Source organism: Parahaliea aestuarii (assembly GCF_008064635.1).
GTDB classification, from domain to species: Bacteria; Pseudomonadota; Gammaproteobacteria; order Pseudomonadales; family Halieaceae; genus Parahaliea; species Parahaliea aestuarii.
Map to the genome: position 1 here is coordinate 1 of NZ_VRYZ01000002.1, position 13,721 is coordinate 13,721.

The 13,721-nt window shown below is 56.8% G+C and carries 15 protein-coding genes; 13 read left to right on the forward strand and 2 right to left on the reverse strand.

The window, feature by feature from the left end; translation table 11 throughout:
• Positions 1 to 3 precede the first annotated feature (3 nt).
• The 8 genes from FVW59_RS19825 to FVW59_RS04305 all read left to right on the forward strand — a co-directional run bounded on the left by FVW59_RS19825 (position 4) and on the right by FVW59_RS04305 (position 4,945).
• Positions 4 to 162 (forward strand): IS3 family transposase, encoded by a 159-nt coding sequence (locus FVW59_RS19825; protein WP_425468396.1) that lies wholly within the window; start codon positions 4 to 6, stop codon positions 160 to 162.
• 58 nt (positions 163 to 220) lie between these two features.
• Entirely contained in the window at positions 221 to 625 is a 405-nt protein-coding gene (locus FVW59_RS04275) for a hypothetical protein (protein WP_148063019.1), read from the forward strand.
• Positions 626 to 972: 347 nt separating this feature from the next.
• Complete coding sequence (locus tag FVW59_RS04280) at positions 973 to 1,380, forward strand: acetate and sugar kinases/Hsc70/actin family protein (protein WP_148063020.1); 408 nt, start codon at positions 973 to 975, stop codon at positions 1,378 to 1,380.
• An 80-nt stretch (positions 1,381 to 1,460) separates the two neighbouring features.
• The gene (locus tag FVW59_RS04285) at positions 1,461 to 2,255 is read left to right on the forward strand and encodes a hypothetical protein (protein ID WP_148063021.1); all 795 of its coding nucleotides are present in this window, start codon (positions 1,461 to 1,463) and stop codon (positions 2,253 to 2,255) included.
• Positions 2,256 to 2,784: 529 nt separating this feature from the next.
• The gene (locus FVW59_RS19590) at positions 2,785 to 2,955 is read left to right on the forward strand and encodes a UBA domain-containing protein (RefSeq protein WP_187275759.1); all 171 of its coding nucleotides are present in this window, start codon (positions 2,785 to 2,787) and stop codon (positions 2,953 to 2,955) included.
• Between the two features lie 74 nt (positions 2,956 to 3,029).
• Entirely contained in the window at positions 3,030 to 3,425 is a 396-nt protein-coding gene (locus FVW59_RS04295) for a hypothetical protein (RefSeq protein ID WP_148063023.1), read from the forward strand.
• Between the two features lie 372 nt (positions 3,426 to 3,797).
• Complete coding sequence (locus FVW59_RS04300; protein WP_148063024.1) at positions 3,798 to 4,289, forward strand: hypothetical protein; 492 nt, start codon at positions 3,798 to 3,800, stop codon at positions 4,287 to 4,289.
• Positions 4,290 to 4,492: 203 nt separating this feature from the next.
• Entirely contained in the window at positions 4,493 to 4,945 is a 453-nt protein-coding gene (locus FVW59_RS04305; protein ID WP_148063025.1) for a hypothetical protein, read from the forward strand.
• Between the two features lie 120 nt (positions 4,946 to 5,065).
• Here the strand turns inward: FVW59_RS04305 and FVW59_RS04310 are convergent, their stop codons facing one another.
• A complete protein-coding gene (locus FVW59_RS04310; RefSeq protein ID WP_148063026.1) occupies positions 5,066 to 5,905 on the reverse strand; it encodes an SDR family NAD(P)-dependent oxidoreductase in 840 nt (279 codons plus the stop codon).
• Between the two features lie 84 nt (positions 5,906 to 5,989).
• On the reverse strand, positions 5,990 to 7,072 hold the full coding sequence (locus FVW59_RS04315; protein WP_148063027.1) for a hypothetical protein: 1,083 nt from the start codon (positions 7,070 to 7,072) through the stop codon (positions 5,990 to 5,992).
• A gap of 230 nt (positions 7,073 to 7,302) precedes the next feature.
• Between FVW59_RS04315 and FVW59_RS04320 the strand changes: the two genes are divergently transcribed.
• The 5 genes from FVW59_RS04320 to FVW59_RS04340 are packed head-to-tail and all read left to right on the forward strand — an operon-like array spanning position 7,303 to position 13,699.
• Positions 7,303 to 9,495 (forward strand): bifunctional rhamnulose-1-phosphate aldolase/short-chain dehydrogenase, encoded by a 2,193-nt coding sequence (locus FVW59_RS04320; protein WP_148063028.1) that lies wholly within the window; start codon positions 7,303 to 7,305, stop codon positions 9,493 to 9,495.
• A 53-nt stretch (positions 9,496 to 9,548) separates the two neighbouring features.
• Positions 9,549 to 10,847 (forward strand): L-rhamnose catabolism isomerase, encoded by a 1,299-nt coding sequence (gene rhaI / locus FVW59_RS04325; protein WP_246139631.1) that lies wholly within the window; start codon positions 9,549 to 9,551, stop codon positions 10,845 to 10,847.
• A gap of 8 nt (positions 10,848 to 10,855) precedes the next feature.
• Complete coding sequence (locus FVW59_RS04330) at positions 10,856 to 11,635, forward strand: (Fe-S)-binding protein (RefSeq protein WP_148063030.1); 780 nt, start codon at positions 10,856 to 10,858, stop codon at positions 11,633 to 11,635.
• Entirely contained in the window at positions 11,632 to 13,065 is a 1,434-nt protein-coding gene (locus FVW59_RS04335) for a LutB/LldF family L-lactate oxidation iron-sulfur protein (protein ID WP_148063031.1), read from the forward strand. Before FVW59_RS04330 ends, FVW59_RS04335 begins: the two co-directional genes overlap by 4 nt.
• The gene (locus tag FVW59_RS04340; protein ID WP_148063032.1) at positions 13,058 to 13,699 is read left to right on the forward strand and encodes a LutC/YkgG family protein; all 642 of its coding nucleotides are present in this window, start codon (positions 13,058 to 13,060) and stop codon (positions 13,697 to 13,699) included. Before FVW59_RS04335 ends, FVW59_RS04340 begins: the two co-directional genes overlap by 8 nt.
• The last annotated feature ends 22 nt before the right edge of the window (positions 13,700 to 13,721 follow it).

The window sequence follows — 13,721 nt, forward strand, 5'->3', positions numbered from 1 at the left end:
AAAGTGGAGCTGATCTACGCGAAGAATTATCAGTCGGTTGACGAGGCGAGGTCGGGTATCTTTAGCTACATTGAAATATTCTATAACCGCAAACGAAGGCACTCAGCGAATGGCGGGATTAGCCCTGCGGCATTCGAGGAAGCGGCAGCATTAGCTGCTTAGGTTGGGTGGCTACTTTTTGTGGGGAACACCAGTGGCAAGGTGGTAGTATCAGCAACGAATGAATCTTGCGATATTGATAGTTGAGGGATCTGATTCCAATTTGGCAGCGCTTCTGGGAGCTTTTCCCCTTGCGCGAGACGCCCAATGGAATCGAGGCGACAAAATGCGCAATGGACGTATCCATGATTCGTCTGGATTCACTACTACAATCGCAGATACCCATAATTCGAAAGAACTGACAGACCAAATCGCTGTGTTCCTAGAGCACTGCAAAACAACGGGTATTGTTTTTCCCGCGCTAAACCTAACCGCCGAGCTGTCGGTTGGCTTTACGGTCGGAGACTCAGAGCAATTTGTGGGCAGTGTCTCTTTTTCCTCATACAATCTATCAGCACTTGGAGAAATCGGCATCACACTAAGTGTCGCGGCATATCCAACATCGGATGAGGCAAATGCCACGTAACAAGGACGGGCAGTCGGCCGCCAAAACCGCTGCGCGGTTTCGGCGCTTCTGCCGCAGGCGTTAATGTCCGCTTCGAGGACGCTTACGACCAGGCGAAAGCCGTGGCTAAGATCACAAAGGGTACATCGAGCCCCAGGCAGCGAGCGAATGAACTCAATCCTGCGCTACACTTCTCTCATTGAGTACAAAAGGATGTGTGCATGAAGTTTCCACCAAAGTGGTGGCAGTTCAGTGCCGCAGCCTGATGCGTTATATGGCTTGGTTCCGAGTTTCTGATGCTTAAGTGGCTTCGACAAAAACTATCCGGCGGTCCTCTTTATGTCCGCGCTACCCGGAATAGGTTGCGTGTGATTGCGACCAAGAGCGGCGATACCTTTGATGATGAGCCTCTTCTCGCAATAAGCGACGGAAAAAAGAGGAGGATTTTAGCTATTGGGGCGCCTGCAAGAACTGCAGGCGGTACTGTGATAAACCCGTTTGACCATCCACGGCTGTTTGTCCATGACTTCCAAGTTCTTGAGAAATTATTACAACACTCATTCTCTGCAGTCCTTCGCCCGGGCTTTCTTCGGCCCACTCCAGTGGTAGTTTGGCAGATCGATGAGCCACTTGATGGCGGGTTAACAACTATTGAGATGAGAGTTCTACATGAGGCTTCGTATAGCGCAGGAGCATGTGAGGTTTTTATACACGGCGGTGATTCACTCACAAACGAACAGGTGGTAAATGGTGTATATAAACAGCACGTCATATAACAATGCCAGGCAGTACGCGCTTACAGCGCATCTCGAACTCGCCGTTAAGCGTAGTATGTTAGAAACTTGGATAAATCCGTATGTGCAAGTACGAACTTACTCGATCAGCATTTAGCATTTCAGTTATAGCAGCTCTGCTCATTTGGCAGCCCCATTCAAATGGGTTCGAGTTAGAGAAAGATAAACCACTGCACAATAGCCCAGAAAAGTTCTCATCTAGTAGAGGCGAACCGGAATTTACCGAACAATTTGACCTTCATGGTGTCACTTATACTGGTGTCGTTGGCGTCCCCTACCAAATTAAGGACGTCAAATTAGAGGATGCAGGTGACATCTCAACAATAATTCCAACGCTATCCCAGCTGTACGAACTTTCTCCGGGGGATACCCTCAAGGTACATGAAAAGACCACCCAACAGGATAGAGATCAATATACTCTTTACTTATGGGTAGGAAATGCACAGGTACGTATTCCGCTTAGGATATACGTGAACACAAAAGACTTGCGAATTTCGGAAATACATGGGGCACTGCCGGTTTCCAGTACATTGAAGTTTCATCATCCGGACAATGCGAGTTCGGCTCTCAAGAAAGTCCTGCAGTTCAGAGAAAGCCCTCCGCCAGACTCGAAGTATATAAAGTATTGGATTTTTTCCTCTGATCAATCCCAGATTCGCGAGCAGGGTGGTCATTTTGTATCAAAAGCGTTTATTCCAGGTCGCGGGAAATCATTGCGTTCTTTCTGGAGCGTTGGGTTGGAGTTATTAAGTCCAATTGAGCTTGAAGACGGAAAAACGACTATTACTCACGAGTGGTTCCTGGTCGATCCTGAAGGAAGTGTCGACGCTGATATAGTGGCTGTAACGACCCACTAGATGACAGTCTTCCAGTCATGGTGGATGTCGGCTTTGAGGACTGCTAGGTCATGTTAGAAGGTTATGAGTATGGACGTTGCAACCTTATGTAGTTTTTGCGAAAAGGAAGGCGACTTCCCCATAGCAGGCCCAGGTGTGGTGATATGTAGAAGTTGCGTCACTCGATGCGTAAGGATTTTGCTTGGGGAGACACCTCTACCCGAGAGCCCTCGCATAGTAAAAGAGGGTGAGTCGAAATGCGATTTTTGCGCAAAGCTCGTTGATCTAGGTTTTCCACAGTTCAATAAGAATGAGCATATGGTTTGTGTCAGCTGTATAAGCCAGTGTCTATGCACTTACTTGAATAAAGAGTCGGGAGTGGAAGTCAAACAATCAGGAGTTGGTGTACTGTATGCCTTCTAAACGTGTAAGGGCTGGCGGATGATGTGCACCGCAGATATGGGCATTGAACGTCAACTTCGAGGACCTCTACGACACAAACAACTCGGCTGACGGACAGTAGGTTATTTCGTAGGCCTGGTGCAAATCTATGGAAGATATGGAACAAAAGGTTAAAGAGCTTCGCATCTTGACGGGAGCAGGCCTCTTAGACTGCAAGAAGGCTTTGATCGCTTCGGAAGGTAGTGTACAGATTGCTCTGACCAAGCTACGGGGAGAAGACGATGAACCTCCGGAGCCAGAGCCGGAAGCCCTCGATTAAACCTGTAAGAATGACCGCTCTGAGGACTTGTAGGGCTTTCTCAATCGAGAAATTTGTACGAAAGGACACCAGTAATGGCGGATAGAACGAGATGGTGGTGGTTACTCACTATGCTTTGTGCAATAAACGTGCAGTCTAGGTGTATCGAGTGGCCTCCAGACTTCCAAGATTCCTACGCAGCTGCTGATGAAATATTGTTGGTAGAAGCAAACACCTTGGAAAACAGTGATATTGATTTTCACGTTAATAAAGTACGGTATTCAGTTTTGGAGAGATTCAAAGGCGTTGATGATCACGATAATTACGCATATAACTCATCTGAGACCGGCCACCATATCAGGATGAAGCCTGGTGGTAAGTACATTTTATTCCTACTCAAAGAGGATAGAGTTGCATCAATCTGCAGGGGATCAAGGGAGTATACGCCTGATGATCCGTTTCTGCATAAACTACGCAAGAACAGCAGTTAACATGGGCTCATACGAGATTCACAAAGGCCGACTTTGAGGACATCTGCGGTACGGTAAATTTGTACTGACAGCCTATAGTTTAGTCCTTTGGCCTGGTTCAATCTTATGCAAGATATGGAAGACAAGATTAAAGAGCTTCGTAGCTTGACGGGTGCTGGCCTCTTAGAATGTAAAAAAGCTTTGATTGATTCCGGAGGTGATGTGCAGATCGCACTGGTCAGGTTAAGGCGAGATGACGACGACCCTCCGGAGCCCGAGTTGGAGACCATTGACTAGCACTGAGAGAGTGTCCGCTATGAGGACGTCTGGGACCAGGGTAAGGTTCGTTCACAAAGCGTGACATAACGATATTTACTGTTTTAAGGATGAAAATTGATTAGGCGTTTCTTCCACGGGATGGCTTTCGGTGCCGGATTCACAATCGCAGCTATTCTAATTGTGTACTTGCTTGAAAGTTCTTCTCTGATGAAAGAACAAGAAGAGATTGCAGCATTAAGATCTGCTCATGACGAGATCGTTGAAGATTTCTCAAACCTTTCGCCGGGCGAAAAAGCCAGGATGTCGAGCGTCATTTTTGTAGTCAGATATTTTCCTTCAAGCGAAGGTAGGTTTATTGCGGAAGTCGACGAGGTTCTCAAAGTGGCAAATGGGATAAAATTTCCTCACAAGCCCGGAGACAGCTTCCCCGGAGCAAATTATCAAGCTGATTCAGTTAGCGGCTATGGGAGTCACGGGCTTGTGATGATGGTTGGCGAGAAACCAAGGCTTCGTACCGTAAGTTACTTCGACGGTGTCCGGATTGGATCTTTCGGCAACATAACGTTAGACGAATTTAGGGAGCTGGTCTCAAGCTTAGAGGAATGAGATTGATGCCAGTTTTGGTCCACAAAGCGGGCATCTTATGGCGCCGGACGGCCTAAACGCGGCTTAACCGCTGGTGCAGGTTAACGCGACGTTGAACGTCAGCTTTGAGGACGCCTGAGACCTGGGCGCATCAGCCACTTAGCTAACGATTTTTGGAATTCTGTTACGATATTGAATTATCAAACCAATAGTTAGGCCCGTGCATGAAATTTCCGCTCCGTACTAATGCTAGAGCAGTTGTTTTGTCGATAATGGTTCTACTCTTCTTTGCACCCCTTCCTAGTTTTGCTCTTTCCTGTTTTCCTGAAGATGAGCAGATCGCAAGGGCGGAGTATATTTTTTCTTATATCCCGATGAGCAGCTCTTTAGATCTGGAGACCGATAAAGCCATCCACAATGGGGACGTGCGATACGCATATAAGGGAAACCTCAACGCACAGGAAACAGTTGTCTCTGCACTGCCTAGAGTCTTTCCGCTGGGTGACGAATACATAATCGCTGCTCAAAGAGGGGCGGACGGCAGAATTGTAGTTGATAGCTGCACGCTGGTAGTTGAGACACACAATAATGAGAATTGGGATGACGACAACCTTGGAAAACCAATGTATGAATTCTCGCCAAGGATATTCGAACCCCGTGAAATTAAAACACGCTAAAGACTGCTTTGAGGACGAAGCTGAAGATTTTCAGCGGACCACTTTCGGCTACCTACAACGGAGATAAAGTTTGTATTTGGTCGTACGTTGTCTGTCAGATCAGATGTGGATCATCACACCTCAGTCGATGTTCTGTCGCGGTATCGTCCCGCCCAGGAAGTTATTAATGGCGTGATCCGCCATATAGCGAATCAGTTCTTCCTTGGGGATCTGCAGCATCTGCTCGGCATTGGCGCGATGATTCTTGCCGGCGATCAGCGTCGGCTTGCCCTGACCGAGTGCGGCCATCGCCTCGTCTACCAGTTCTGTGGTGGTCTGGAACTGGGAGCGATCCTTGATATGTTCGAAGCCTTCTGCCGCCGTTGACAGGGTCATACCCGCTGCGACCGCCAGTACATCCACGTTGTAGGGGGCGAACTCGCCCCACAGGGCCTCGGCCAGCGCGATATCGTAGGCCTTGGTCGCGGAATAGTGGGCGTAGTAGGGCGAGCCCTGCAAACCCGCGCCGGAGGACATCAGCAGAATGCCGCCCCGTTGTCGCGCCAGCATGCCTTTGCCAAAGTGGTAGGTAAGTTGCAGTGGGCCGGTGACATTAATGGCTATTTTCTTCAGCTCAAAGTCGAGGCCGGTGTCCTGCTTGTAGAATGGGCCGACATCCGCGAGGCCGGCGTTGTAGATCATCAGGCCTACCTCGCGATCGCCGACCGCGGCGGCAATAGTTTCGAGCATGGTGTGGCTCGAGAGGTCGACCTCCACGGCAAGGCACTCCACACCAAACTCGCTGCTGACTTGCCCGGAAATATCGGCGAGCGCTTGCGCCGAGATATCCAGCACAATCACGTTGAGCCCCCTGGCGGCGAGGTAGCGCGTGTAGGCTTCGCCAATCCCCTGGGCGCCGCCGGCGACCAGGGCCCAGGGGCCATATTGCTGCTGGAATGCAGTGCTCTTGTTGTCGTTCATCGGGTATCTCGGTTAGCAGGTGAAAATACGGTGGCGTGGAAGTGGCCCAGGTGCCTTGTAAAGAGGCACTTCTGGGCGACAGATTCAGGCTGCGTCGGTATACATCGGCGTGACCGGCGCATCCTCCGGGTAGCTGCTCGGGCCGCCCAAATCGTAGGCGGCGTTGAGTTGTGCGATAAAGGCGCCGTCGTGCAGGGGGTCGGTAGGCGTTTCGATCTCGATGCCCTGGGAGCGCACATCGTCAATCATCATCTCGATGGCCTTTTCCTGGGTGAGATCGTCAGTACCGTCCATGTTCTTCTTCAGCTCGTCAAAGTCCGCGAAGACTTCGGCGGACCAGTGCACCAGAAAGCGCAGCTCGTCCGTAGTGTGGCGCGCAATCACTTCGTCGCCGTTTTTCAACAGCCACTGGTTCGGGTCGTTCGGATCGCCCGAGAAGAGGGTATCGAAGCCAAGGCCTTTGGGCCGCTGCTGGTCCACCGGGCCGTTGGCCTCGCCCCGGTGGAACATCATTTCGTTTTGCACTACCACGCCGCGGTTGTAGATGGGCGGCATCAAACGCTGGGGGGCTTCCAGTGGGCCATTTGGCCAGTAGGTAAAGCCGCTGTCCGGGCAGTGGGAGAACCAGGTAATCACCTGCGCCATCTTGATCAGGTAGTCCTGGAACAGCCCGGATTTCCCCATCACCGCGCACAGCCAGGTGGGCGAGTTCTCATAGCGCACGCCGCGAAAGCTGGGGCTATCCAGGTGGCCGGGGTCGAGGTTGCCGCAGGGGCCGTTGACGTTGAACAGCATCATCTGCGGCTTGGCATACTTCGCGCCCCAGTAATCCTTGGCCATATCGAGGAACCGCTCGTTGTAGAAGCAGTCCTGGATTTCCGGATACAGTGCGGCGGAATAGTTGGCCAGAAAACCGCGGAATGTCGGGGTGAGGAACATATCCAAGGACAGTCCGCCACCGTCCGGCGCGCCGCCAGACAAGGTCGCCAGCAGTTCCTCGGCCGAGGCGAAATGCTGGGCGATGATCAGCTGCCAGGGGCCATTGTCACGCATCACGCCGAGCAGGCGTTGCAACTGGTCGTCACTGTAAACATTGCTGACTTCCCGCGGCGGTGCGGCGGGGCGGAGAATGTGGGAAAGCTCTTCCCGGCGTTCTTGGGTCATCATGTGCTTTTATCCTCTAGCAATTTCTGGTCAGTGGCAGTGGCACAGTTTGATCACTGCGAAGGCATACTCGATCCCGCCATATTGCCATTTACTTATCAATAAGTGAAGCCGAAGAAAACCCAATTTAATGATTGTTAATGATTGATATTGATCGTCCGTGAAAATATCATGGTTGCCATTCGAACACCTGCACCTGTCACCCGGGTTATCTTCCAGAGGCCGCGTCATCCATGTCTGAAACCAGCTCCGATTATCAATTTGTGAACTACCGCTGGGAGCCGGCGGACGCCGACGGACTTACGCCCCTGCAGGAACTGGTCTACCGCTCCAATATTCTGGGCAGTGACCAGCGCATCACCAATACCGGTGGTGGCAATACCTCGGCCAAGCTGACCGAACGGGATCCGCTGACCGGAGAAGACGTCGAGGTACTGTGGGTCAAGGGCTCCGGCGGCGACCTGCGCACCGCCGGCCCCGAAAATTTTTCCTCCCTCTACCAGGACAAACTCCTGCAACTGGAAACCCTGTACCGGTCCGCGCCGGAGAGTGGCGCCAAAACCGCCATTGAAGACGAGATGGTCGGTCTCTATGCCCATACCACTTTCAATCTGAATACACGCGCGCCCTCCATCGATACGCCGCTGCACGCCTATATTCCCCACGCCCACGTGGACCATATGCACCCCAACGCGGTGATCGCGGTGGCGGCCTGCGCCGATGCGGAGCGCCTGACTCAGGAAATCTGGGGCGGTGAACTGGTCTACACGCCCTGGCAGCGCCCGGGCTTTGACCTCGGCCTGAAGTTGCGCGATATCTGCCTGGCGAACCCCGAGGCCAGCGGTGTCATTCTCGGTGGCCACGGGGTGATCAACTGGGCCGATACCAGCAAGGCCTGCTATGACCGCAGTCTCGACATCGTCGATAAAGCGGCGCGCTATATCGATCAGCACGACCGGGGCAAGCAGACCTTCGGTGGTCAGAAATACGAGGCCCTCGAAGAGCGGGAGCGCGATGCGGTGCTGGCGGAGGTTCTGCCCTTCCTGCGCGGGCTGGTGTCGCGCGATGGAAAGATGATCGGCACCGTCCAGTATGACGAAACCATTCTGCGTTTTGTGAATTCCCGCGACGCCACCCGCCTGGCGGATCTCGGCACCTCCTGCCCGGATCATTTTCTGCGCACCAAGATCAAACCAATGCTGGTGGACTGGGACCCGGCCTCCGTCGACATCCCGGCATTAAAACGGCAACTGGAAGCCGGCATTGAACGATACCGCGAGGATTACCGGAGCTACTACGAGCGCTGTCGCCAGGACAACTCGCCGGCCCTGCGCCCGGCCAGCCCCACGGTATGCCTGATACCCGGCGTCGGCATGATCGCCTGGGGCAAGAACAAGAGCGAATCGCGGGTGACTGCGGAGTTCTACAACTGCGCGGTGGAAGTCATGCGCGGCGCCGAAGCGATCAGCGAGTATGTGGCGCTGCCCCAGCAGGAAGCCTTTGACATCGAGTACTGGCTGCTTGAGGAGGCCAAGCTCCTGCGCATGCCCCCCGAGCAGGCGCTGGCGCGCGATGTTGTCGTCGTTGTCGGGGCCGGTGACGGCATCGGCCGCGCGACGGCGTTGCGGGTGGCGAAGGAGGGTGCCCACGTAGTGTGCGCCGACCTGAACCTTGAGCGCGCCCGGCAGACAGCCGAGGCGATTATGGCCGAGCGCGGGCAGGGCATCGGCGTGGCGGGCAGCGGGCTTTCCACCTGTGGGCCGGCCCTCGCCCTGGCCGTTGATATTACCCGACGTGACAGCGTCGAAGCCCTGTTTCGAGACACCTGCCTGGCCTATGGCGGTATCGACAAGGTCATTGTGACCGCTGGCGTCTTCATGGCGCCGGGGCAGTCCGGCATGAGCGATGAGGCGATGTTCGACATCAGCTACGCCGTCAATGTGAAGGGCGCCTGGATTGTCGGCACGTCGGCCGCTGCAATCTGGGATGCCCAGCAGTTGCGCGGCGCCCTGGTGCTGACCACCAGCGTCAATGCCGCGGTCGCCAAGCGTGGCTCGCTGGCCTACGACACCAGCAAGGCAGCGGCCAACCACCTGGTGCGCGAGCTGGCAATGGAGCTGTCGCCGCTGGTGAACGTCAATGGCCTGGCCCCGGCCACTGTGGTCAAGGGCAGCACCATGTTCCCCCGCGACCGGGTACTGGCTTCGCTCGATAAATACAGCGTGCCCTATGCCGATAGCGACGATGACGACACCCTGCGCGACAAGCTCGCCGGTTTCTATGCCCAGCGGACCCTGACTCAACAGCCCATCACGCCCGAGGATCAGGCGGAGGCAGCGTACTTGCTGGTGTCCGGGCAACTGTCGAAGACCACCGGGCAGATCATCAGTGTCGACGGCGGTTTGCACGAGGCATTTTTGCGTTGAGGCCCTGCCGGTAGGGATCGCGAAACAACAGACAGCTACACGATAAGAGACTTATGACGATGACGACCCAGATAGACGCTGGCCTGGTTGACGAGGCCAACCAACAGGGCGCTGCCCACCTGCAGGCGGATTACGACCATCTCGGTGCAGTGCTGGCACGCCGCGGTATTGATATCGAGGCTATCACCGAGAAGGCACGGGACTTTGCCGTTGCGGTGCCAAGCTGGGGTACCGGTAGCGGCGGCACACGTTTTGCCCGTTTCCCGGGGCCGGGTGAGCCGCGCAACGTGTTCGAGAAGCTGGAGGACTGCGCGGTTATCCAGCAGTTGGTGCGCTGTACCCCCACCGTATCTCCCCACTTTCCCTGGGACTGGGTGGACGACTTCAGCGAGTTGCGCCAGCACGCTGACGCTCTGGGACTGGGTTTCGATGCGGTCAATTCCAATACCTTCCAGGATCAGCCAGGGCAGCCACTGTCCTACAAGTATGGCAGCCTGAGTCATACCGACCCGGCGGTGCGTGCCCAGGCCGTGGCACACAACCTGGAATGTATTGAATGGGGCCAGGTACTCGGGTCCAGCGCACTCACTGTGTGGGTGGGTGACGGCAGTAACTTCCCCGGTCAGTCGCACTTCCAGTACCAGCTGGAACGCTACCTGGAGAGTGCGCGGGCCATCTACGACGCACTGCCCGCAGACTGGGACATGTTCCTCGAGCACAAGATGTTCGAGCCGGCCTTCTATTCCACGGTGATCCAGGACTGGGGCAGCAGTGTGCTGTGCGCCATGGAACTGGGTGACCGTGCGCGCTGCCTGGTGGACCTCGGTCATCACGCACCGAACGTCAATATCGAGATGATCGTGTCGCGCCTTATCCAGTTCCACAAACTGGCGGGCTTCCACTTCAACGACAGCAAGTACGGCGACGACGATCTCGACAGTGGATCCCTGCACCCCTACCAGCAGTTCCTGATTTTCAATGAACTGGTGGATGCCGAGCAGCGCGGTCAGGCGGGTTTCAATCCCGCCTATATGCTGGACCAGTCGCACAACGTCACTGACCCCATCGAGAGCCTGATGAACTCCGCCGAGGAAGTGCAGCGCTCTTACGTGAAGGCCCTGCTGGTGGATCGCGAGGCCCTGTATGCCCACCAGGAAGCCAACGACGCCATGCTGGCTACCAATACGCTGAAGGCAGCGTTTAACCTGGACGTAAGCCCCATTCTTGCACAGGCGCGGGTCCTCGAGGGTGGTGCCGCGCAACCGATAGCGGTATATCGCGCCAGCGGCTATCGCTGCGCGGTGGACAAGCAGCGCCCCAGCAGCGGCCAGTCCGGCTCCGGCATCGTCTGAGGTAGCGCATGGCCAGTCGCGACACCGTCGGCCTGTTCGCCACCTGCCCGGTGGACCTTTTCCGCCCGGGTGTGGGTTTTGCCACGGCCCGGTTGCTGGAACAGGCCGGCTACCGGGTGGAGGTGCCGCCACAAAGCTGTTGTGGCCAGGTGAACTACAACAATGGCGACACCGGACACGCGCGGGAACTGGCCTGGCAGCTGGTGCAACAGTTTGAAAACTACGCCTATACCGTGGTGCCTTCGGGTTCCTGTACCGGCATGATTCGCTGCCATTATCCCGACCTGTTCGCAGGCGACCCCAGGCAAGGGCGAGTGAAAGCTTTCTGTGAGCGGGTCTATGAGCTGACAACCTTCCTGGTGGAGGTGGCGGATTACCAGCCCGTTACCACGCAAAGTGCCACGCAGCACGGCACCCTCAGCTACCACGATAGCTGTGCCGGCCTGCGCGAACTGGGCATCCAGTCACAACCCAGAACACTGCTGCGCCATTGCGCCGATAGCGAGGTGCAGGAGATGGCGGATACCGAGGTGTGCTGCGGTTTCGGCGGCACCTTCTGTGTCAAGTTCGGCAACGTTTCCGCCCGCATGGCCGATAACAAACTGGACAATGCCGTGGCGGCTGGCGCCGACACCCTGCTCGGTGGGGATCTGTCCTGCCTGTTGCACCTGGCGGGCAGGGCGCGCCGCCGCGGCCTGAACCTGGCGGTGCGCCATGTGGCGGAAGTGCTGGCGGGCGAGTCGGGGCCCGGGATTGGCGAAGCGCATGCATCGGAGCCCCAGGTATGAGTGCGCCGCAGACCTTTATCGCCCGTGCCGGAGGCGCGCTGGATGATTCGCAACTGCAAAGCGCGCTGGCGAAAGCACGCAGCGGTTTTGTCGACAAGCGCGCCACTGCCATCGCAGCGGAGCCGGATTTCGAAACAATGCGCGACCAGGCGCGCGAGGTACGCCAGCGCTCTCTGGCCAACTTGGCCACCTGCCTGGAACAGTTCGAACAGCAGGTCAACGCTGCCGGCGGGCAGGTGCACTGGGCCGAAAGCACTGATGACCTCCGCCGGATCGTGATCGATATTTGCGAACAAGCGGGCGCAAAAACCGTCACCAAGGGCAAGTCCATGGTGGGGGAGGAGGCGGCACTGAATGAGGCGCTGGAGCAGGCGGGCCTGACACCCTGGGAGACCGACCTCGGGGAGTACATCATCCAGCTGGCCCATGAGCCTCCAAGCCATATTGTCGCGCCGGCACTGCACAAAACGCGCGACCAGGTTGCCGAGCTGTTCCGCGATGCCCATGCGCTGGGCGAGCGGGATCTCGGTGAAGTGCGCGCCCTGGTGGACGAGGCGCGGGCAGTGATTCGCGAACGCTTCCTCTCGGCGGATGTGGGCATCACCGGTGCCAACCTGCTGATCGCCGAAACAGGCACTGCGGCGCTGGTCACCAACGAGGGCAATGGCGATTTGACTGCGCGGCTGCCTCGTACCCATATCATCACCACATCCTTCGATCGCGTGGTGCCGACCTGGGAAGACGCCAGCAAGATTTTTCGCGTACTCGCGCGCAGCGCCACCGGCCAGCCCATCACCGCCTATACCAGCTTTTTCAGCGGCCCGCGGGCCGAGGGCGAGCAGGACGGCCCGGAGAGCTTCCATGTCGTGTTGCTGGACAACCACCGCACCGAGATTCTCGACAGCGAATTTCGCGAGATGCTGCACTGCATTCGCTGTGGCGCCTGCATGAATCACTGCCCCGTCTATCAAAGTGTGGGCGGACACACCTATGATTCCGTTTACCCCGGGCCCATGGGGGCGGTGCTGTCGCCCCTGTTGCGCGGCTATGCCCAGGATGACGAATTGCCTAACGCCTCAAGCTTCTGCGGCCGCTGCGAAGAGGTCTGTCCGGTGCGCATCCCGCTCCCGGGCCTGATGCGCAAACTGCGCGAGCGGGAAATGGTACAGGAAAAACCACCGTGGTTAACCCGGCGGATGCTGGCCGCCTTCGGCTGGCTCGCCCAACGGCCTGTGCTTTACCGCTACCTGACCGGAGCCGGTACCCGGGTATTGGCAACACTGGGGCGCCGTCGTGGTGCACTGCGTTCGCTGCCACTGGCTTCGGCCTGGACGGCGCATCGCGATCTGCCGGCACCACAGGGTGCCAGCTTTCAGCTGCGCTGGGCCCGCGCGCAGCGCAAGGCGGAAGGAGAGCGCGGCGATGCCTAGCAACTCCGATACTGCCCGGGGCCGCATACTCGGCCGTATTCGCGCGGCGACGGGAGAGGCTGCCAGCCACAACTTTGCAGCGGTGATGTCCTCGTGCCCGAGCAGAGAAAGGGCCCTGGCCGCCATCGATGACCCGGTCGGTGAATTTCGCGAGCGGGCCCTCGGCAATGGTATTGAGCTGTTCGATCTGCCGGCGCTGCCAGGGCTTTGCGCAGATCTCCCGACACGGCTAGCCGACGCGATCAAGCTGGCCCGGGACGGACGATTGGCGCACCTGGACTGGTCGGCTTTTCAGCTGACCGAAGACACCACGGACGCCAGTTGCGGCGTGGTGCTGGCGGACGGCGGCATCGCCGAGACCGGTACGCTGCTGTTCACCAACCGCAGCGTCGCCAGCGGCCTGCTGTTTCTGGTCGACCACCTGGTGGCAGTGCTGCCACTGTCGCGCTTGGTGTGCCGGCAGGAAGATCTCTGGAAGGCAGGTCATTGCAATGCGAGTGCCGTGCACCTCGTCTCCGGTCCATCGCGTACCGCCGATGTGGAGCAGACCATCCAGATTGGCGCCCACGGGCCGCGACGGCTGCTGGTGTACCTGCTCGACGACAGGGCGCAGCCGCTCGAAATGGATCGATAAATGACCGATAGACGATACGCTG